General features: G+C 59.0%; 15 protein-coding genes and 2 pseudogenes. 14 read left to right on the forward strand and 3 right to left on the reverse strand.

Annotation, left to right across the window (positions count from 1 at the left end):
- Positions 1-45: 45 nt before the first annotated feature.
- Positions 46-2,358, reverse strand: coding sequence for an acylase (locus ACI514_RS11560; protein ID WP_405123854.1), 2,313 nt, complete (start codon positions 2,356-2,358; stop codon positions 46-48).
- 1,704 nt (positions 2,359-4,062) lie between these two features.
- On the opposite strand from ACI514_RS11560, the gene ACI514_RS11565 reads away from it, so the two are divergent.
- On the forward strand, positions 4,063-4,440 hold the full coding sequence (locus ACI514_RS11565; protein ID WP_077572726.1) for a fe2+ zn2+ uptake regulation protein: 378 nt from the start codon (positions 4,063-4,065) through the stop codon (positions 4,438-4,440).
- An 18-nt stretch (positions 4,441-4,458) separates the two neighbouring features.
- Here the strand turns inward: ACI514_RS11565 and ACI514_RS11570 are convergent, their stop codons facing one another.
- The gene (locus ACI514_RS11570; RefSeq protein WP_038363103.1) at positions 4,459-4,647 is read right to left on the reverse strand and encodes a hypothetical protein; all 189 of its coding nucleotides are present in this window, start codon (positions 4,645-4,647) and stop codon (positions 4,459-4,461) included.
- 158 nt (positions 4,648-4,805) lie between these two features.
- On the opposite strand from ACI514_RS11570, the gene ACI514_RS11575 reads away from it, so the two are divergent.
- The 6 genes from ACI514_RS11575 (at position 4,806) to ACI514_RS11600 (ending at position 12,281) form a co-directional block, all read left to right on the forward strand.
- Positions 4,806-4,946, forward strand: coding sequence for a hypothetical protein (locus ACI514_RS11575; protein ID WP_007918111.1), 141 nt, complete (start codon positions 4,806-4,808; stop codon positions 4,944-4,946).
- A 276-nt stretch (positions 4,947-5,222) separates the two neighbouring features.
- The gene (locus ACI514_RS11580; RefSeq protein ID WP_160057725.1) at positions 5,223-6,470 is read left to right on the forward strand and encodes an MFS transporter; all 1,248 of its coding nucleotides are present in this window, start codon (positions 5,223-5,225) and stop codon (positions 6,468-6,470) included.
- 11 nt (positions 6,471-6,481) lie between these two features.
- Complete coding sequence (locus ACI514_RS11585; RefSeq protein WP_160057724.1) at positions 6,482-7,612, forward strand: acyl-protein synthase; 1,131 nt, start codon at positions 6,482-6,484, stop codon at positions 7,610-7,612.
- Between the two features lies 1 nt (position 7,613).
- Entirely contained in the window at positions 7,614-10,010 is a 2,397-nt protein-coding gene (locus tag ACI514_RS11590; RefSeq protein WP_160057723.1) for an acyl-CoA reductase, read from the forward strand.
- A gap of 43 nt (positions 10,011-10,053) precedes the next feature.
- Complete coding sequence (locus tag ACI514_RS11595; RefSeq protein WP_160057722.1) at positions 10,054-11,355, forward strand: phenylacetate--CoA ligase family protein; 1,302 nt, start codon at positions 10,054-10,056, stop codon at positions 11,353-11,355.
- Complete coding sequence (locus ACI514_RS11600; RefSeq protein WP_160057721.1) at positions 11,343-12,281, forward strand: GNAT family N-acetyltransferase; 939 nt, start codon at positions 11,343-11,345, stop codon at positions 12,279-12,281. Before ACI514_RS11595 ends, ACI514_RS11600 begins: the two co-directional genes overlap by 13 nt.
- A 60-nt stretch (positions 12,282-12,341) precedes the next feature.
- Here the strand turns inward: ACI514_RS11600 and ACI514_RS11605 are convergent, their stop codons facing one another.
- Entirely contained in the window at positions 12,342-12,869 is a 528-nt protein-coding gene (locus tag ACI514_RS11605) for a hypothetical protein (protein ID WP_160057720.1), read from the reverse strand.
- 382 nt (positions 12,870-13,251) lie between these two features.
- On the opposite strand from ACI514_RS11605, the pseudogene ACI514_RS11610 reads away from it, so the two are divergent.
- The 7 genes and pseudogenes from ACI514_RS11610 to glgA form a co-directional block, all read left to right on the forward strand.
- Positions 13,252-14,382: pseudogene (locus ACI514_RS11610) on the forward strand (cache domain-containing protein); the annotation flags it as partial.
- Positions 14,383-14,715: 333 nt separating this feature from the next.
- Positions 14,716-15,243, forward strand: a pseudogene (locus ACI514_RS11615) (methyl-accepting chemotaxis protein); the annotation flags it as partial.
- A gap of 232 nt (positions 15,244-15,475) precedes the next feature.
- The gene (locus ACI514_RS11620) at positions 15,476-15,922 is read left to right on the forward strand and encodes a DUF411 domain-containing protein (protein WP_160057718.1); all 447 of its coding nucleotides are present in this window, start codon (positions 15,476-15,478) and stop codon (positions 15,920-15,922) included.
- Complete coding sequence (locus ACI514_RS11625) at positions 15,922-16,356, forward strand: YqaA family protein (RefSeq protein ID WP_160060088.1); 435 nt, start codon at positions 15,922-15,924, stop codon at positions 16,354-16,356. Before ACI514_RS11620 ends, ACI514_RS11625 begins: the two co-directional genes overlap by 1 nt.
- Before the next feature lie 87 nt (positions 16,357-16,443).
- A complete protein-coding gene (locus ACI514_RS11630) occupies positions 16,444-17,493 on the forward strand; it encodes an alpha/beta fold hydrolase (protein ID WP_160057717.1) in 1,050 nt (349 codons plus the stop codon).
- A 13-nt stretch (positions 17,494-17,506) separates the two neighbouring features.
- On the forward strand, positions 17,507-18,460 hold the full coding sequence (locus tag ACI514_RS11635; RefSeq protein ID WP_405123855.1) for a D-2-hydroxyacid dehydrogenase family protein: 954 nt from the start codon (positions 17,507-17,509) through the stop codon (positions 18,458-18,460).
- 592 nt (positions 18,461-19,052) lie between these two features.
- Complete coding sequence (gene glgA / locus ACI514_RS11640) at positions 19,053-20,639, forward strand: glycogen synthase GlgA (protein ID WP_160057715.1); 1,587 nt, start codon at positions 19,053-19,055, stop codon at positions 20,637-20,639.
- The last annotated feature ends 3 nt before the right edge of the window (positions 20,640-20,642 follow it).

Below are 20,642 nucleotides of genomic sequence, written 5' to 3' on the forward strand. Positions count from 1 at the left end.
CTTGCAGGATGCGGCCTTCAGGCTCGTCGCCACTAACGCTCGGGTTTATTGAGCGGCAACGTTCCCCGCCTTGTCCAACGTCTCACGAACAGTCTGCACCTGATACTGCGGATCAGCCTGAATCTGCTGTTCGGTGAACGGCAATACACTCCACTGCTTCTTCGAGAACGCCTCGGTCTGGTCCCGCGAATACTTCGACGCAGGATCGCTCGACAGCGAGAACGCCAGCAGCCCTTGGGCGTGCGGGCCCTTGTCGTCAAAGGTCACGACTTGCAGGTAGCTGGTGCCACTGACCACTTCGAGTTTACCGTCCTCACGGGGCACGCTCTGGATGGCGTTGTAGATTCCCAGGGTAGCCGGCCCGCCGTGAATCGGCGTCTGTTGCCCGCCACTGCTGACCACCTGGATATCACCCCAGCGGGTTTGCGGCTTGAGACCCATTTTTGTAGTCGATTCGACCGACGCCAGCATGGCCTCACGCAATGCCTTGGCCACCGCCGGCTGCTCGACGGCCAGGCCACGCGGAGTGTGTTGCGCATCCTTGGGATCGAACGCCACGCGCCAGACATCCGGCGAAGCCTGCAACGCTTGCATGATGTTCTGGAAGTGCACCAGGCCCACACCCGAATCGAGATTGGCCCGGCCATCCCAGGCCTTGAGGCTGACGCAAACCGGTTTAAGGGCCTGAGCATCGGCGCCAAGGTCAGCAGCACAGAACTTCAGTAGATCCGGCACCACTTGCGTCGCCAGATACACCTGATCGTCCATCACCATCTGCTGCAGATCCTTCACCGCCAACGGCCCTTTCTTGCTCAGCGTGCTCAAACGATCCAGAGCAAACCGGGCGCGCAAGCCCAGCGGCTGGCCATCCTGACTGATCAACGGCGAGAAACCGGTTAGCGGTTGCGCCGGGTTGGCCAGCCATGCCGAGTCATTGGAGTGCTGGACGAAATCCTTGCGCAGCAGTTGCGGCAGTTGGCTGGAGGCATAAATGCCTTTCTGTGCAGCTTGCGGGTCGATGTCCCATGCGCACGCACTGTTGGAACCGTCCAGCACGATCATTTGTGTGCCGATACGCGGGTCGCTGCACTTGGCCAGCTTCTCGGCGTTGACGTTTGGCACCACCGACAGGTTCATGTACAGCGTCTGGCCCTTGTCATCGACGGCCAGGGTGTTGACCCACGGAATACCCTGAATCTTGTGCACCGAATCCTGCAGCTCCGAAAGTGTGGACGCCTGATTCATCGTGTACCACTGGTTCAGCACCCGATCATTGTCGATATTGGCGTCGCGCAAGCTGTAGGCGAACTGGTTGTCCCAGTCGAGCTTGCCCGGCCATTGCACAATCGGCCCGAATTGTGAGCTGTAGACATCACGCGAGACCGGCACCACTTGCCCGTCGGCCTGTTTCACCTGCACGGTGACGGTCTGCTTGTTCAATGGCAGAGATTTGCCATCGAGCAGATAGCGCGTGGAATCCTTCGGATCGAGTTGCAGACGATAGAGTGTGAAATGTTTCGATGAATCGACCGTGTGCGTCCAGGCCAGGTGCTGATTGAAGCCGATATTGATCATCGGCAGGCCTGGCAAGGCAGCGCCCATGACGTCGAGCTTGCCCGGAATGGTCAGGTGCATCTGATAAAAGCGCATGCCGCCAACCCAAGGGAAGTGCGGGTTGGCCAGCAACATCCCGCGCCCGTTGAACGAGCGCTCGCTGCCCACCGCGACAGCGTTACTGCCACGGTCCAGGGCAAAACGCTGCTGACGTGCATCGGCCAACTGATAGGCCTGCACGTTGTGTTCGATCCCGGCTGTCGCTTGCGGCGGAGTGGCGCCGGCCAAAGCCTCGGCAAACTGCCCGACGCCGCCCTCGACCAACAGACGGCGGGTCAGCTTCACCAGATCTTCCGGTGCGATCTCACGCACCCATTCGCCGTGACACTGTTGCGGCAAGCCCTGCTGGCGGCGCTCGGCCAGATAACGGTTGTAACCGGCGGTATAGCCTTCGACCAGATCACGCACCTGCACAGGTTGCGCCTGCCAGAATGCCTTGACCGCTTCGGGAGTGTTGAGCCAGGTAAAAAACACATCGCTGACACGGTTTTCGCGCTGTTCGACGGTGAACTGATCCGGGCCGAAGTAACGTGAACGCTGGCCGTTGACCGTCACGATCTCGTTGGCCAACAGGCACAGATTGTCCTGCGCATAGGCATAGCCGATGCCAAAACCCAGCCCGCGCTCGTCTTGCGCGCGGATATGCGGCACGCCAAAAGCAGTGCGGCGAATATCGGCGCTGACATCCGTGGCCGGGCTAAACGCATGGGCTGAACAACTCAGACCAAAAACCGTGCTGGCCACTGTAAGTTGCAAGCTGCGAGCGACAAGCTTCGAGCAAAAGCCATATTTGACATTCGAACCGAAGTTTTCAACTTGCCGCTCGAAGCTCGAAGCTTGCAGCTGCTTCAATCCCGTTAACTGTCTGGAAATAATCACGCTCGCTCCTGATCGACATGCCAAAGAGCGGGTCCGGCGCTGACGCGGACCCACCCTGGAAACACCCACGCGTCCACGCGCAATGAGCCTGTCGAAGAAACGAAGTCAGAGGAAAAAATTTAGGCTCTCCACGCAACCCCCCAAAGCAGAATCAAAAGCCCCTCACCCTAGCCCTCTCCCGGAGGGAGAGGGAACTGACCGAGGTGATGGCGAGAGATACACCGACATGAAATACCGAGCCGCACTCGAATTCGGAGCAAATCAAAAGCCCCTCACCCTGGCCCTCTCCCGGAGGGAGAGGGAACTGACCGAGGTGATTGCGAGAGATACCGCGACATGAAATACCGAGCCGCACTCGAATTCGGAGCAAATCAAAAGCCCCTCACCCTAGCCCTCTCCCGGAGGGAGAGGGAACTGACCGAGGTGATGGCGAGAGATACACCGACATGAAATACCGAGCCGCACTCGAATTCGGAGCAAATCAAAAGCCCCTCACCCTAGCCCTCTCCCGGAGGGAGAGGGAACTGACCGAGGTGATTGGGGAAGCTGCGCCTACATAAAAAACCGAGCCGCACTCGAATTCGGAGCAAATCAAAAGCCCCTCACCCTAACCCTCTCCCGGAGGGAGAGGGAACTGACCGAGGTGATTGCGAGAGATACCGCGACATGAAATACCGAGCCGCACTCGAATTCGGAGCAAATCAAAAGCCCCTCACCCTAGCCCTCTCCCGGAGGGAGAGGGAACTGACCGAGGTGATTGCGAGAGATACCGCGACATGAAATACCGAGCCGCACTCGAATTCGGAGCAAATCAAAAGCCCCTCACCCTAGCCCTCTCCCGGAGGGAGAGGGAACTGACCGAGGTGATGGCGAGAGATACAGCGACATGAAATACCGAGCCGCACTCAAATTCGGAAGCAAATCAAAAGCCCCTACCCTAGCCCTCTCCCGGAGGGAGAGGGAACTGACCGAGGTGATTGGGGAAGCTGCGCCTACATAAAAAACCGAGCCGCACTCGAACCCAGAAACAAATCAAAAACTACACCCTCCCCGCTCCTCACCACTCAACAGGATGAGCGTTAGCTCGGCTGCAGCTTTTGATCTTGCCGTGCTGGCCCCTTCGGCAGGCTGAGTGGAGGGATTTATCCGGGGGTGGGAGCGCAGCGACCGTTCGACGAAGTCAAATGCATCGAGAGGAGGTGCAGCGAAGCAAACCGTAGGCGATGCCCCCGGATAGATCCCGTAACGAAGGAACCCGAGCCACGGCGAGGGCCGAACGCCGGGGCCCAGACCTTTGGTTCCTTTGGGGCGTTTGCCAAAGGGACTCGCTGTAAGAGCGAAACCGCCAGCGGCAACACCCGCAGCAACGGATATTCCCCCAAAACCCAACAGCATGGTCGGCCCAAAGGCCGCCAAGGCCAACCCAATTCCAACCCGCAATCACAAGAAAAAGACAAACCCCCGACAAATTTTCTACATTTTTTCTTTCATGATTTGTCGTGCTGAAACGTCTTGTTTAGAGAGAGCAAAAAAACCCTCCCCGATCAGGCTCTGAAAAGGAGTAATCGCATGTACAACTCGCAACTACCAACGGACGGTAGCCAGGCACCCAAAGGAGTTTCCATGAGCCCCCACGCGAGCGATTTCGGGCAACGCGTCGAGCGTCACGGTAACGAACGCATCCGCTTGCTGCTGAAAAGTTTCGGGCTGCGCACCAGCCTGATTCGTCTGAAAGTCATTGATGCCCTGCTGGTCGCCGCACAAAGCGAGCGGCGTCTGGGCGTGCGCGGCGTCCACAGCCAATTGCTGGACCTGGATATTCCGCTGTCATTCCTCAGTGTGCGCGAAGTGCTAAAGCGTCTGTGCGCCGAAGGGGTGATCACCTTCAATGAAGACAAGAGCTACAGCCTGCATCCACAGGCTGCGGCAGTCCTCAACAACGATTGAAGCGTGCGGCAAACGCCGTCAAGGCTTGACCTTGCGGCGCATGACGCCGTTGATGACGACCACGATCACCGCCACACCGATGGCGACGAACTGGAAAGTCTTCTCCGAAATCATGCCGGCGTTTTGCAGCCAGGACAGACCAAGCATGATGGCCAGGACCGACACGGCGATCAGAATCGAATAAATCAAGCGTTGCTTGTGGGTCATTACGGCTTCCTGAAACGTTGAAATGTATCCGTTTTGTATCCGTTTGCATGCCATGCACATACCGTTCTACGGGGATGCGCCGCTGCAATCGGGGTCTCATGTTACAGCCGATGAAGAGTTTTGGCTTCATGACGGCGTAACCATGAGGAATTTTCAAAATGCTGCGTCGAATCACCTGGCTGATTCCCGTTCTTGCCCTGCTGACCCTGAGTGGCTGCATCATCTTCCCCCACGGCGGCTGGCATGACGATCACCACCGTTATTACCAGGGTGGCCCTGGTTATTACCAACATCGCTAGAACAGGATTGTTCGCCCTGCCCGCTTACCCACAAACAGATTGAGGCAGGAAATCAACAAGCCCGATCAACTTCAAACAAAGCCCGCCCTGTTGCGGGCTTTTCTGTTTTTTGCCGACGGCTTCTGGCGCGCAGTTGAAACTTGCCTGACAAGCAAAGCGGACTTGCTAAACAAGTTGCAAGCATTTGAAATCTAATGTCGCAGCAAAAGAATAGGTGACACAAGCCTCTGCAACTAGTCTCTGCCAACTTTCTCCCACTTACTGACAGGGACGTTTATGCAGAGAACACTTATAGCGATCGGGCCACGGCAAGTACTCGGATTTTGTTTGGCACTGAGCGCTTTTGAACTTCTGACGTATATGGCAAGTGACTTGATCATGCCAGCCATGTTGGGTGTGACAACAGAACTTCAGGCCGATGTACGACATGTTCCAAACGCGTTCAACTTGTATCTGATCGGCGGAGTCTGCCTGCAATGGCTGATTGGGCCGCTGTCCGATCAATGGGGCCGGCGGCGGGTACTGTTGATCGGCTGCGCATTGTTTGCGGTGGCCTGCGCAAGTGCATTTGCCACTCAGAACATTGAAACCTTCAATCTGCTGCGACTGTTGCAAGGCATGGGCCTGGGTTTCGTGGTCGCGGTCAGTTATCCCGCCCTTCAGGAAGTATTCTGCGAGGCCGATGCGGTGCGCTTGATGGCGCTGCTCGGCAATATCGCGCTGCTTTCACCGCTGATGGGGCCGCTACTGGGCATTGTCTTGCTGCAGTGGCTGTCTTGGCGCGAACTGTTTCTGGGCTTGGGTTTTGCCGCATCAATGGTCTGGCTGGGGCTTTTCGTCTGCATGCCGGAAACGGTCGGGGTCACTCGCCACGATGGGCAAGTGCAGGCCGCCGTACGTTTTTCCTGGCGCCAGACCGGTCAGCGCTACCGAGCCCTCTTGAGTAATCGTCGCTTCCTCGCTGCCAGTCTTGCACTGGGGCTCATGAGCCTGCCGCTGATCGCCTGGATCGGCCTGGCACCGTTGCTGCTGATCCAGCTGCTCGGGCTGACGCCGCTGGAATATGCCTTGTGGCAGATTCCGGTTTTTTCTGCCGTTATCACCGGCAATCTGATCCTCGACCGCTTGCTGGACACGCATTCTTTGTCCCGGTTGATCCGGTTGGCGCTCTGGCCTTTTGGTCTGGGTCTTATGGCATTGATCGCCTGCGCGCTGTCAGGTGCCGGACTGGGCGCAGTGGTTGCCAGTCTGGGGCTGTACGCGGTCGGGCTGGGAATGAGCAACGCTGCGCTGTATCGGTTGGCGCTGTTTGCCAGCGACGACAGCAAGGGGTTGGTTTCGGCGCTGGCCGGCATGATTTCGATTGCGGTGATGGGGCTCGGCGGCTCCCTGATTGCCGCCATCGGCGGCGGCACCCAACTCGAACTCTTCGCACTCTGCGCCGCCTTCAGTGGCCTGATGTGCCTGCCCCTGTTGCACGGCTTGTTGCAACGCAAACATCCCGACTCCGCCTCTACTCAATAAAGGAGTATTGAATGAATCAGTTCCCCGCCAGCGATGCGCTTTGCGCATTGCCACACCCCTATTGCCCGGCTTCCGTGCCAGCAGGCCTGTTCGATCAGGCCATGACCGAGATCAGTCGCTTTCATTGCCAGCACACTCCCGGCTATGAACATTGGCTGAACGCCAACGGCCTCGATGTGAAGGATCTGGACAGCCTCGATGACTGGTCCCGGCTCCCGCCGATTCTGGCCAATTTTTTCAAGCAGCAAATGCTGCTCAGCCCCACCGCAGAGAATGCCCTGGAACTGACATCGTCCGGCACCAGTGGCCAAAAAAGCCGCATGCGCTATGACCCGCGCAGTCTGTCGGCCGCGCAGTTCATGGTCGAGCGAATCTTTAGTCATTACGGTTGGCATTCAGCGCAGACGCCGTGCAACTACTTGCTGCTGAGCTACGAACCGCAGGGAGCGATCACACTGGGGACGTCCTTCACCGACCAATTTCTCTGCCGCTTTGCGCCCGTCAACCGAGTTGTCTACGCCTTGCGTTGCAACGGCGATGGCCACCAGTTCGATGTGTTCGGGGTCATCGCGGCTCTGCAATCGTTCGCCGAAGAAGGCCTGCCTGTGCGCATTTTCGGCTTCCCGGCGTTTCTTTGGCAGACCTTGCAGCAGATGCAGGCCACCGGCGTGCCTGCGCTGAAACTGCCAAGTGATTCATTGGTGTTTTTCGGCGGTGGCTGGAAAACCCTCGCGAGCAAGGAAATTCCAAAACAACAACTGTATGGGCGTATCGTCCGGCAACTGGGCATCGAACTGTCGCAGTGCCGCGACGGTTACGGCGCCGTCGAGCATGCGGTGCCCTACATCGAATGTGCCCAGCATCATTTTCATGTCCCCGTTTACGCCAAGGCTTACGTGCGCAATCCGCAGGATTTTTCCATCCAGCCCTACGGTCAGCAAGGCTTGCTGGGATTCGTCTCCCCCTACATCTCGTCCAGCCCCGCGCACGCGGTGGTCATGAGCGATCTGGCGACGCTGCATCCCGGGTCGAGTTGTGATTGCGGCCTCGCCAGTGACTGGTTCGAACTGCAAGGTCGCGCAGGCACCACGGCCAGTAGAAGCTGTGCGATGGCCGCTTCCGAATTGCTGGGGGGGCACTGACATGTACCTGATCAACGGAGAACTGCTAGCAGACGTCGACCTCGACAATGCACTGGCGCTGCTGCATCAGACTTTGCCGCAACACCTCTCTACACCGCTGGACAACGCCACCGTACTAAGCGCCGCCGCACAGTTTGCGCAGCAATTGCACAACGCCGAACTGCCGCTGGACGATGAACAACGCCAGGCGCTGATCGCCTTCTGTCAGCCTCACGCCTTGCAACTCAAGCTTGAGCGCGAACTCGGCGATCAGGCTGAATCGTTGCGACGTGTCGATTATCGGCAATCGCGTTTTGAGCGCTGGAGTCCGCTCGGCCTGGTGGTCCACGTCACGCCGGCCAACGCGCCGCTGCTGGCGTGCTGCGCAATGATTGAAAGTCTCTTGGCCGGCAACATCAACTGGCTACGGCCCAGCAGCAGTGACCAAGGCCTGACGGCGCGCCTGTTACATACCCTGGTGCAATGCGACCCAAGTGGTGAGTTGCGCCATTACGTCGCTGTGTTGCCGGTGGCGACAGCTCAGATCGGCAGTTTGTGCAAAATGGCCAACGGTGTTTCGGCATGGGGTGGCGAAGCGGCGCTGCACGCGATCCGCCAACAGTTGCCGCCCGGATGTCGCTGGATCGACTGGGGGCACCGCATCAGTTTTGCCTACCTGACGCCGGACGCGGCCTCGCCACAGGCGCTGGACGCGCTGGTCGATGAGGTCTGCCGACTGGATCAGCAAGCCTGCTCCAGCCCGCAATGGTTGTTGGTCGATAGCGACGACCCCGCCGTTCTACAAGCAATCGGCGGCGAATTGGCCAAGGCGTTCGAGCGCCGCGCCGGGCAATGGCCGGCACTGATCCCGACGGCTCAGGAGGCCAGCGAAATCACTACCCGCACCCTGATGACGCGCCTGAGCCAGAGTTTTTCCGAGGTGACGGCGCAGGTCTGGAGCGCACCGGGATGGCGGGTGATCTGGAGCCATGATCAGCTGCTTGCGCCCTCGCCGCTGTTTCGCACGGTGTTGCTCAAACCCCTGCCACGTACGCGTCTGGCGCAAAACCTGCTGCCTTGGCGCAATGTTTTACAGAGCTGCGCACTGGTGTGTAACGAAGCGCAGATCGGTGCATTGTCGCGAACATTGATTGCCGCCGGCGTCAGCCGAATTGCGCCGATTGATGCAATCCATGATGGCTACGATGGCGAACCCCACGACGGTGTCTATGCACTGCAACGCCTGAGCCGGCGGGTGTCGGTCAGCGTCGCCGCGACGCAGTTGTCCACCCACATGACCCTCGACCGGCCACCTTGCAAACCGACGATGGCGGGCGTGGCGATCACCGACAAAGAGGCGTTTATCGCGCGACCGACAACAGCAGCCGCGCAACTGTTTTTCCGCTCTGGCGGCAGCAGCGGCACACCAGCGTTGGCGGGATACAGCTACCGCGATTTTCAACGGCAAATGCGCGCAACGGCCGACGGGTTGTTTGCGGCGGGGCTCGATCCGAGCCGTGACAAGGTGATGAACCTGTTCTTCAGTGGGGGTCTGTACGGCGGCTTCTTCAGTTTTGCCAAAGTGCTGGAAACGCTGGGTGTCAGCCACCTGCCAATGGGCGCTCCCGCCGACGATGACTACCGCGATATTGCACAAGTCATTATCGAGCAACAGGTCACCGTGCTGATCGGCATGCCCAGCACCCTGCATCGTTTGTTCCTCAACGAACAGCAGCGCCTGAGCCGTTATGGCGCCATCGAAAAAGTCTTTCTCGGCGGTGAACACATCAGTGATCAGTGCCGCGAACTGTTGCAGCGCTGTGGCGTTGCCAGCATCCGCTCGGCGGTGTACGGCAGTGTCGATGCCGGCCCCTTCGGGCATGCCTGCGCCGCGACCGGCGATGGTGTGTTTCATCTGATGGACGCGATCCAGCATCTGGAAATCGTTGCGCTGGAGGAGGACGTACCTGTCGTTGGCAATGAAGTCGGCCGTTTACTGTTCACCTCAAAAGCACGCGAAGGTCAGCAGGTACAGCGTTATGACGTCGGCGACACGGGGCGCTGGTTGCCCGGCGATTGTCCGTGCGGGCTGAGTTCGCCGCGTTTCGAGTTGCTGCAACGGCACGGCAGACTGCTGCGTATCGGCACCGATTTCATCTGCCTGAACGAGCTCGCCAAACACCTGCAAGCACCGTTTCAGTTACATCTCGATCACGCCCCTGATGGCCTCGAACGCCTGCTGATTCGCAGCCCCGCTGCCCCCGCCGACATCCTCCGCCGACTGGAAGGCTACGTGACGCTGGCGACCCTCGTGCGAACCGGGCTGCTCACCGTGCAAGGGCAAACCTGCGAGCCACAACAGTTCGACAGAAACAGACACAGCGGAAAGATACCGGCAGTGGTCGACGCTCGCCGCTGAAGGCCAAACATCGTCCATTATCAGAACAATTAAAGAGAACACCATGAACACCACACTTGAACTGAACAAGTTGCTCGCCTTCGCCCGACAGCACTCAACTTATTACGCCAGACATTGGCAAGGCGTTAAGCCGCAGATCAGCACACTGGATGAACTTCCGCCGATTGATCCGCAACAATACTGGGCCAGCAGCAATAACTTCGATCAATGGCCAGTACTGACTTCAACGGTCGAACGCGCACTGGTGTTCAAGACTGGTGGAACAACCAGCGCGGGTAAGCTTTCGGTATTCACTCGTGAGGAATGGCAGACACTTGTGCGCGACTTCGGGCGCCATCTGGCGAGCCAACTCAATCCGGGAGACCGGGTTGCAAATCTGTTTTTTGTCGGCGATCTGTATGCCAGTTTCATCTTTATCCACGACGCCTTGGCGCACGAAACATCGGGTATTACCGAATACCCCTTCACCGGCGACGTCGACTTTACGGTGCTGGCTGACTCGATCCGCCAACACCGGATCAATGTGTTGGCCGGCGTGCCTGCACAACTGCTGACCTTCGCCAGCGTGCTGGAGCGCCAGGGACAAACCCTGGTCGAGGTCGAAAGCGTACTTTACGGCGGCGAAAGCCTGTTCGCCGGGCAATTGCAGATGTTGCACCGAGTGTTCCCCAACGCACGGATCGCCTCCATCGGCTACGCCAGTGTCGACGCAGGGTTCATCGGCGCCACAAGCCGCGATTGTGCCTTGGGCGAACACCGCATGCTGGCCAGCCACAGCGTGCTGGAAATCATCGACGAGCACACCGGTGAAGTGATTGAAGAATGCGATCGCACCGGGCGTTTGCTGATCACCAACCTCACTCGTCGGCTTATGCCATTGATTCGTTATCCCGTGGGTGACCTCGCCTGCTGGCGAGAACCGGCCACGGCGCCCATGCGCAAATTTGCCCTGATGGGTCGCAGCATGAGCAGTCAGCGCGTACGAGTCAGCAGCCTGACCCTGCTGATCGAAGACATCGACACAATCATTCAGCGCAATACCGTCAGCGACGACTGGCAACTGGTCATCAGCCAATCGGCAAACGTCGATATCTTGTGTCTGAAGTGGGTGCCCGAGGCGCTGAAACCCGAGACGACTCAGGCCAGTACAGCCTTGCAAAACGGCTTGATCGAACATTATCCGCTGATCGCGCAACTCTGTGCTGATGGCCAACTTGAGCTACAGGTCGCCCATTGCACAGCCGATGAGCTCGCTCGCCATCCGCGCTCTGGCAAACGCCAACGAGTCGTCGACCTTCGCGACTACAACGCCCCACGTCCGGAGCAACGCCCATGGACAACGTGACGCTGCGCAGCTATCGCCGCTCCGATGCCGCAGCGGTCAGCCGTCTGTTCCGGGAAGCCTATGGTGACCATTACGTGCAGCCGCACGTGTATATGCCGCTGATGATCAACCAGAACCACGGCGATGGTAGATGGCATTCACTGGTGGCGGAATCCGGGAAGAAAATTCTCGGCCACGCCACGTTGTGCAGAAATGTGGGAACGCGCACGGCGGAACTGGCGTTGAGCGTGGTCCATCCTTCAACACGCGGGCAAAACATTGCGACGCAGTTGGGCATGCGGCTGTTGATCCATGCCCAGGCACTCGGTTGCCACGGCGTGACCATCAAACAGGTGACGCAGCACCCCTACACACAACGCATGGCTGACCGCCTCGGTTTTTGCAGCACCGGGTTATTGCTCGACTACGTACCCTCACCGTTTGGCGAGCCACTGCCGGAGTCCATCGTCATCGGCTACACCCCTGTCGAAGGCTATCGCCGCCCGCTCCCGGCATTGTCCTGGCCGCAAAGCTGCCACGATTTCATGGCGCATTTGTGCGGCATATACGGGACCCAGGAAAAAGAGGCGCTTTGGGTGGGAGAGTCGATGCAGGTTGAACAATGCTCAGGGCGTTATGACGTGATACTGAAAAAACTCGACGCCGGCTTGCTTCAGCAACTACGACGACTACCCGAACACTGGATGATCTCGATCAGACTCAGGCTGGCAACGGGTTTCGCCAGTGCCGTGGAAAGCCTCTCGGCGATGGGTTTCGTCTTCACCGGGATTGCCCCGAATGAACGTTGCGCGGGATGGCTGGCGTTGTTTCATCGTGGATATCAGCCGCGTACGCTGGAGTTGCGCTGCCCGCACATCCAGCGACTGCATGATCAGGCGCAACAACACATTGCCCCGAGCGCCAGCGAGGCGCCGCCGCTGTCTTGAACCAAAAGTCTTTACCTCGACCAGCCCGTTCAAGCGTTGGACGGGCTACACCGGTGGGGCTCAAGCCTTGGCTTTGACACCCTCGTCGGCCGGTTTCGCGGCGTTGCCTTCACCGTAGGTCTTGAGGTTCTGCAGAACATAGATCGCTTTCTTGAACTCGGGAATCAGGTTCTTGCCGTAGGCGTTGCCATTGAGCCCGTTGGTCTGGATGGCATCGAGTTGGGTGGCGAAATATTCCAGCGCATTGAATTTCGCATCGACATCGGTCGTCACGCCGAAACGGTCGAACTTGTCACCGGCGTTCATCAACGTAAACGAAGTGATCTCGGAGATCAGCCCGCGGCCACGCAGAAACGCGCTCAGGTTACCCAGTTGTTTGACCGACACATTCGCAGGATCAAAACCCTTGATCTGCTTGCGCAAACCCTGCTTGTCCATTTCAGCAGTATTCAGTGCGTTGGGATCGTTGCCGACCATGGTCAGCATCTGCTGCACCTTGACGCTCTGGGCCACCTGTTTTTTTGCGCCGGTGTTACGAACCAGAACCCCTGCCTTGCTCTCCCAACCACCGACAATACCGATCGTCATGAGAAGACTCCCTGTGAAATGACCACGAAAATGTAGGTGCCAAGCACCATTAATGGGCGCGAGTATCGACGGGCGAACTGATGGCACCAACCTTTTTCTGAACTTTTTTACAATTCTTGTACATTCTCGATACAAAAGCCAAACACCCCGCAAATCCTGACCCAGAGCTGTCATGACAATGAAATGAAAATCGGGGTTACGCGCACTGGGGCGGGCTGATACGCGTTTGTGTATCGAACCTGATACTGACCAGTCATCGGCACCTGCATGTTTTAGGACGTGAGTACCTAAAGCTTCCCGTCGCAACGACGATACGCTGTGGATACCCGCACTGTTTTAACCCTGCCCCCTAATAAGAAACGCTGCTCAAGGACCGGTCTCCATGCCCGCATTCCGCACTATTCAGGCTCGCTATACGCTGTTTCTGGTTCTGTTCATCCTGCTGCTGTCGGTGTTGACCGTGGTCGGCATCAGCCAACTGGTCGCCCCCAAGCTGCGGCATACCGAAGAACAGGTAGTCCTCAACCGCATCGCCGAAGTGGCCGAGCAGATTCAGGGCGAGTTGAACAAAGTGCAGGCGCAACAGCGCAGCATCACCCAGACCATCCCGCTGCTCGACAGCGCCGCCATCGACACGGTGCTGCCAGGCTTGGTTGATCAGTACGGCGAGTTGAAGGTGTTCGGCGGCGGGATCTGGCCACTGCCGGGGCAGCGTGAGGCCGGGCGCAACAAATTCAGTACGTTCTGGCACCGCGACGCGTCGGGCAAACTCGCCGTGAACACCTTCTGGAATAGCGACGCGGCCCCCAACTATTACGATCAGAGCTGGTACAAGGGCGGCATGGCCACACCGCGCGGCCAATGCGCGTGGGCGGCAGCGTATAAAGATGACGCCAGCGCCGAGCCGCGCACCAACTGCGCCATGGCCATCCAGAAAAACGGTAGCGCCTGGGGTGTTTCAACCATCGACGTAACCCTCGGCTTCTTCAACGATCTGGTGGCGCGCAAGGAGAAAGACCTCAATGCCGAAATGCTGATCATCGAAGCCGACGGCAAGATCATCAGTAACAGCTCGCGCATCAGTGGCCCGATTGTGCTGAAAAACATCAACGAACTGGCTGGCACGTCGACCTTCGCCAGTCAGGTCAAAGCCGCGTTGCAGAACCGCGATCAGGCACAACGCATCGAGTTCGACAACAACGGTGAAGCCAGCACCTTCTTCATGCGCCCGATTGAAGGCACGCCGTGGTTCCTCGCCAGCGCCCTGCCGACGAAAATGCTTACCGCACAGCGTGATGACGTCCTCAGCACCTTGAGCCTGTTGCAGATTCCGCTGGTGATCCTGCTGGTGCTGTTGCAGGTCTACGCGATTCGCCAGTTGGTGCAGCGCATGAAAGCGTTGAAAGCCAACATCGATTTGCTGTCCAGCGGCGATGCCGACCTGACCCGCCGCATTACCATTCGCGCCGAAGATGAACTGGGTGCTATCGGTCATTCGGTCAACACCTTTATTGCCTACCTGCAAAACATGATCGGCGAAGTCACCCAGGCTACCGGTGCCATGGCCTCGAGCCTCGATAACCTGCAACGCACTTCGGCGAACACCAGCCAGATCCTGCTGCGTCACGCCTCGGAAACCGATCAGACCGTTACCGCCATCACCGAGATGAGTTCGACGGCAGAAAGCGTCGCGCAGAATGCCGCCGAAACCGCCGCGTTCACCCAGCGTGCCAATGAAAACGCCGACCGTTCCCGGGTGGTGGTGGGCGAAGCGACCAACAGCGTCGTGGCGCTGATCGATGAAGTGGCCAGCGCCACACACAAAGTTGAAAACATGCAGCAGGACGCCCAGCGCATCACCGAGATCCTCGGGGTGATCGGTGCGATCGCCGGGCAGACCAATCTGCTGGCGCTCAACGCCGCGATCGAAGCAGCACGCGCCGGTGAACAAGGCCGTGGTTTTGCCGTGGTCGCCGATGAAGTCCGCGCCCTCGCCGCCCGCACCCAGGCCAGCACTTCGGAAATCAACGAGATGTTGACCCGCCTGACCCAAGGCGTGAGCTCGTCAGTCAGCGCCATGGAAAACACCCAGGCCAGTTGTCAGTCTGCCGCCGACGCCACCGCGCGGGTCAACTCCGGTCTGGATGAAATGGCCGGTTCGGTCAGCCACATCAACAGCCTCAGCACCCAGATCGCCACCGCCGCCGAACAACAAAGCGCGGTGACCGAAGAGATCAACCGCAGCATGGTGCAGATCCGCCACATGGTTGATGAACTGGTGCAGAGCGGCAAAGCCAGCGAACTGAATACCCATCAGTTGCTCGAAGCCAACAGCCGGGTGAGCGCAATCATGGGGCGTTTCAAAGTCCGCTGATTCATGCCGGGGTTACTGCCAACCAGATAACCCCTGTGGGAGCGAGCCTGCTCGCGAAAGCGTCCTGTCAGTCACTGCATCCATTGCCTGACACACTGCCTTCGCGAGCAGGCTCGCTCCCACAGGTTGGTGCTGCGTTTTGCAACAACTGGAAACATTGCGTTGATGCCAAGCAGGAAAAACCGGTCAAAATGCGTTCTTTTCTGATCGTCAACCGAGCCGAGAATCCGCTATGCGAACCCACCTGCGTCTGGTCGCCCTGAGCGCCCTCTTCATCTCCTCCCTGGCCCAGGCCGCCGATCTGATCCCGATCGAAGTGCACCGCGACGCCAATTGCGGTTGCTGTAAAAAATGGATCAGCCACCTCGAAGCCAACGGTTTCAAAGTCGAAGACCACGTCGAAAGCGACATGAGCAGCTTCAAGCAACAACATGGCGTACCGCCGCGCCTGGCCTCGTGCCACACCGCAATCATCAACGGCAAATTCGTCGAAGGCCACGTGCCGGCGGAGCAGGTCTTGGCTCTGAGCAAGCGTGACGATCTGCTCGGCGTCGCCGCACCGGGTATGCCGATGGGCTCGCCGGGCATGGAAATGGACGGCACGAGCGATGCTTATCAGGTCATCGGCCTGAAGAAGGATGGCGCTGACGTCGTCGTGGCGGACTACCCGGCCCATTGATCGGCGCCGCTTACTTCGGGCTGTTCTTTGCCGCGTTCGGTGCGGCCACCTTATTGCCGTTGCAGTCCGAAGCATTGCTGGTCGGCTTGATCGTCAGCGAGCGTTACTGGCTGTGGGGTCTGCTCGCGGTGGCAACGCTAGGCAACGTACTCGGCTCGCTGGTCAACTGGTGGCTGGGCCGTGGCATCGAGCGCTTTCAGGATCGACGCTGGTTTCCGGTCAGCCCCGCGCACATGGCCCGGGCGCGCAAACACTATGAGCGCTACGGCCACTGGTCGTTGCTTCTGAGTTGGTTGCCGATCATTGGCGACCCACTGACACTGATTGCCGGTGTCATGCGCGAGCCGCTCGGGCGCTTTCTGTTGATTGTCACCCTGGCCAAAGGCGCCCGTTACGGCGTGCTGGCCATGCTGACGCTGGGCTGGCTGGGTTGAACGTTCGGGTGCGGGCATTGCCTGTGTTTAACGTCGGCATAATCCCGCCATTCCAGCATCGGCCGATTTCAAACGGAGTTTGACCTTATGTCTGTCACGTTTTCCCGTTGGCTCCCCTCCCTGCTCCTCTGCGCCGCCCTGCCCCTGTCGGTGCAAGCTGCGACGTCAAGCGCAGCCGCGCCGGAAGGCCCGGCCTATGGCCCGGAGCTGCAAGGCTTTGAATACCCCTACACACTTAAACACTTTGCCTTTCAGTCTCAGGGCAAATCCTTGCAGATGGGTTACATGGACGTCGCCGCCCACGGCAAGGCCAATGGCCGCACCGTGGTGCTGATGCACGGCAAGAATTTTTGCGCAGCGACCTGGGACAGTTCGATCAAGGCCTTGAGCGAGTCCGGTTACCGGGTGATCGCGCCGGATCAGATCGGCTTCTGCACCTCCAGCAAACCTGACAACTATCAGTACAGCTTTCAGCAACTGGCGACCAACACTCAACAGTTGCTCAAAGCGCTGGGCATTCAGAAATCCACGTTGCTCGGTCACTCCACCGGCGGCATGCTCGCCACCCGCTATGCCTTGCTGTTCCCCGAGCAGGTCGAGCAATTGGCACTGGTCAACCCGATCGGTCTGGAAGACTGGAAAGCCCTCGGCGTGCCCTATCGCACGGTAGATCAGTGGTATCAACGTGAGCTGAAAGTCAGCGCTCAAGGCATTCGCGATTACGAACGCACCACTTACTACGACGGCCGCTGGAAACCGGAATTCGACCGCTGGGTGGACATGCTCGCCGGGCTGAGCAAAGGCCCGGGCAAGCCCCAGGTCGCCTGGAACTCGGCGCTGATCTACGACATGATTTTCACCCAGCCGGTGTACTACGAGTTCAAGGACCTGAAGATGCCGACCCTGCTGCTGATCGGCACCTCCGACACCACAGCCATCGGCAAAGACCTCGCACCGCCTGAGGTGAAAGCGAAAATCGGCCATTACGACGTGCTCGGCAAACAAGTGGCCAAGCTGATCCCGCAGTCGACGCTGGTGGAATTTCCCGGCATGGGCCACGCGCCGCAAATGGAAGAACCGGCGCAGTTCCACAAGGCCCTGCTCGACTGGCTGAATACATCCAATCCCGTTCGTTGATGAGGTAAGGCTGATGGCGGTGCAGATTGCAGTGATCGATGACTGGCAGGACGTGGCCCGCGACGTGGTCGACTGGTCAGTGCTCGATAGCCTCGGTGAAGTGACGTTCGAGCATGATTACCCGGCCGACAACGCGACACTGGCCGAGCGCCTGGGCCGCTATCAGGTGATTTGCGTGATGCGCGAACGCACGCGGTTCGACGAAGACCTGCTCAAGCGCTTGCCCAATCTGAAGTTGCTGGTCACCGGCGGCATGCGCAACGCGGCGCTGGATATGCAAGCCGCAGCAAAACTGGGCATCAAGGTCTGCGGCACCGACAGTTACAAGCATGCCGCGCCGGAATTGACCTGGGCGCTGATCATGGCGGCCACGCGCAATCTGGTGAATGAGGCCAATGCCCTGCGCGCCGGTAAGTGGCAGCAAGGGCTGGGCGGTGACCTGCATGGCAAGACCCTCGGGATTCTTGGTCTGGGCAGCATCGGCCAGCGGGTTGCACAGTTCGGTCAGGTGTTCGGCATGAAGGTCATCGCCTGGAGCGAAAACCTCACCGCCGAACGGGCTGAACAGGTTGGCGTTACGTACGTGGACAAGCAGCAACTGTTCGAGCAGGCCGATGTGTTGTCGGTGCATCTGGTGCTCAGCGAGCGCAGTCACGGGCTGGTCGATGCGCAGGCCCTGGGGTGGATGAAACCGACGGCACTGCTGGTCAACACCGCACGCGGGCCGATTGTCGATGAAGCGGCGCTGATAAAGGCCTTGCAGAAACAGCACATCGCCGGGGCAGCGCTGGATGTGTTCGAACAGGAGCCGTTGCCGGCCATGCACCCGTTTCGCACACTGGACAATGTCTTGGCGACGCCGCATGTCGGGTATGTCAGCCGGCAGAATTATGAGCAGTTCTTTTCGCAGATGATCGAAGATATTCAGGCTTGGGCGGCTGGGGAGCCGGTTCGCCTGCTGAATTAAGCCGATGCGGTAATGATCGGGTGAATTCACCATCGTCATCGCGAGCAGGCTCACTCCTACAGGGGAACGCATTTCAAATGTAGGAGTGAGCCTGCTCGCGATAGCGACATAACAGTCACCCCATCAACAAACTGTCCGCACCACAACAGTGCAACCGCGCTGCCCGCTAGCACAAAATCGTGACCGCTCAGTCACCGTTTTGGCCCTCCCTCGCAGAAAAACCTGCACTTCGTCGGTGCGTTTGCCCCGCCAAAGTACGGTTTGCTCAGACTGCCAACCGATTGTCGAACAATTCACCCATTTGCTCTGGCCCGCTCTAGGATCTGGCCTAGACTGATTTTTTCGGGGTACGACCTGTCGGTCACATTGCGCAAAAAAACTCGAAACTTTTGCGCAAAGCGGCGGGTCATCTGAAAGGCAGGGCCAAAGCGACTGGTGCAATCCTTGCAACGGCCCGATCACCCATTCTGCTTGCGCGTGTTGGGTAGCGTTTGCTCACCGATGCGTGGCGCGTTTGCGCCCGGCCACAGGACTTGGCCATGGACATCGCTTGTTCAAGACAAGAATCAGATCAACGATACGGGAGATTCATATGATCAGTGCGGCATTGGATATTCAGGGAGAGCGTGCTCAGCAGGCGGTTGGAGAATCGAGCACCGTCAGTGTTCCCGGCAGCCGACAGATCAACGTCCCCGGCACCAAAACGCTGACTCCAGTAGCGAGCCAGAACCCCAACAAGAAAAAAGTATTGTTCGTCACCTCGGAAATCGCCGATCTGGTCAAGACCGGTGGCTTGGGTGACGTTTCCGCCGCCCTGCCGCGGGCCATGGCCCATCTGCACGATGTGCGCGTGTTGATCCCCGGCTACCCGCAAGTGATGCACAGCGAGAACCCGATCCACATCATCGGCGAACTCGGTGGCCATGCCGCTCTGCCACCGTGCAAGATCGGCCGTATGGACATGCCCGACGGTCTGGTCATCTACGTGCTGATCTGCCCGGAACTTTACGAGCGCGAAGGCTCGCCCTACGGCGCCAACAACGGTCGCGACTGGCCGGACAACCACATTCGTTTCGCCCGTCTGGGCCTGGCCGCTGCGGACATCGCCGCCAATCTCGCGCAAATTCACTGGTGCCCGGATCTGGTGCACGCCCACGACTGGCCGGCCGGTCTCGCCCCCGCCTATATGCACTGGCGCGGGCAGCGCACGCCGACCCTGTTCACCATTCACAACCTCGCCTATCAAGGCGTGACCAGCCTCGGTTCCTGCCCTGAACTGGGGATTCCCAACCATGCTCTGCAACAGGAAGGCATGGAGTTCTACGGCAAGATGTCGTTCCTCAAGGCCGGCATGGCCTATTCGAGCCATATCACCACGGTCAGCGCCACCTACGCGCAGGAAATCACCACCCCGGATTTCGGCTGCGGCCTCGACGGCTTTCTCGCCGCCAAGACCCAGCAAGGCTTGCTCAGCGGCATCCCCAACGGCATCGATGAGAGCTGGGACGCCGCCACCGATCCGCACCTGTTCGCACCGTTTGCCATCGGTGACTGGGAAGGCAAAGCGGTCAACGCCGCGCATGTGCGTGAGCTGTTTGAATTGAATGACTCAGAAGGCCCGCTGTTCGCCGTGGTTTCGCGACTGGTCTATCAGAAAGGTCTGGACCTGACGATCGCGGTATCCGAGTACATCGTTAAAAACGGCGGACAGATCGCCATCATCGGTCGCGGTGAGCCGGAAGAAGAACAAGCCATGCGCGAACTGGCGCTACGCTTCCCCGGGCAGATCGGTGTGCGCATCGGCTTCAATGAAACCGACGCCCGCAGGATGTTCGCCGGGAGCGACTTCCTGTTGATGCCATCGCGTTACGAGCCTTGTGGTTTGAGCCAGATGTATGCCCAGCGTTTCGGCTCGCTGCCGGTCGCACGCAATACCGGCGGGCTGGCCGACACCATTGAAAACGGCGTCACCGGTTTCCTCTTCGACGAATCCACTGCCGAGAGCTACCAGGAAGCCCTGAGCCGCGCGTTCAAGGTGTTCGCCTTCCCCGAACTGCTCAACGCCATGCGTTGCCGGGCGATGGCTGCGCCGTTCAACTGGTGCAAAGCGGTTGAACCGTACGCCGAACTCTACGAACAACTGGTCGCCAAGGCGCTGGGTAAAGCTCACCACAAATAACCA

Source organism: Pseudomonas sp. M20, from assembly GCF_045037865.1.
GTDB lineage: Bacteria > Pseudomonadota > Gammaproteobacteria > Pseudomonadales > Pseudomonadaceae > Aquipseudomonas.

Excerpts from the sequence above, each read along its gene's own strand:
- ACI514_RS11590 (WP_160057723.1), top strand. The coding sequence starts at position 7,614 with ATGTACCTGATCAACGGAGAACTGCTAGCAGACGTCGACCTCGACAAT.
- ACI514_RS11595 (WP_160057722.1), top strand. The coding sequence starts at position 10,054 with ATGAACACCACACTTGAACTGAACAAGTTGCTCGCCTTCGCCCGACAG.
- ACI514_RS11620 (WP_160057718.1), top strand. The coding sequence starts at position 15,476 with ATGCGAACCCACCTGCGTCTGGTCGCCCTGAGCGCCCTCTTCATCTCC.
- ACI514_RS11600 (WP_160057721.1), top strand. The coding sequence starts at position 11,343 with ATGGACAACGTGACGCTGCGCAGCTATCGCCGCTCCGATGCCGCAGCG.
- ACI514_RS11585 (WP_160057724.1), top strand. The coding sequence starts at position 6,482 with ATGAATCAGTTCCCCGCCAGCGATGCGCTTTGCGCATTGCCACACCCC.
- ACI514_RS11630 (WP_160057717.1), top strand. The coding sequence starts at position 16,444 with ATGTCTGTCACGTTTTCCCGTTGGCTCCCCTCCCTGCTCCTCTGCGCC.
- ACI514_RS11605 (WP_160057720.1), bottom strand. The coding sequence starts at position 12,869 with ATGACGATCGGTATTGTCGGTGGTTGGGAGAGCAAGGCAGGGGTTCTG.
- ACI514_RS11580 (WP_160057725.1), top strand. The coding sequence starts at position 5,223 with ATGCAGAGAACACTTATAGCGATCGGGCCACGGCAAGTACTCGGATTT.
- ACI514_RS11575 (WP_007918111.1), top strand. The coding sequence starts at position 4,806 with ATGCTGCGTCGAATCACCTGGCTGATTCCCGTTCTTGCCCTGCTGACC.
- glgA (WP_160057715.1), top strand. The coding sequence starts at position 19,053 with ATGATCAGTGCGGCATTGGATATTCAGGGAGAGCGTGCTCAGCAGGCG.
- ACI514_RS11570 (WP_038363103.1), bottom strand. The coding sequence starts at position 4,647 with ATGACCCACAAGCAACGCTTGATTTATTCGATTCTGATCGCCGTGTCG.
- ACI514_RS11565 (WP_077572726.1), top strand. The coding sequence starts at position 4,063 with ATGTACAACTCGCAACTACCAACGGACGGTAGCCAGGCACCCAAAGGA.
- ACI514_RS11635 (WP_405123855.1), top strand. The coding sequence starts at position 17,507 with ATGGCGGTGCAGATTGCAGTGATCGATGACTGGCAGGACGTGGCCCGC.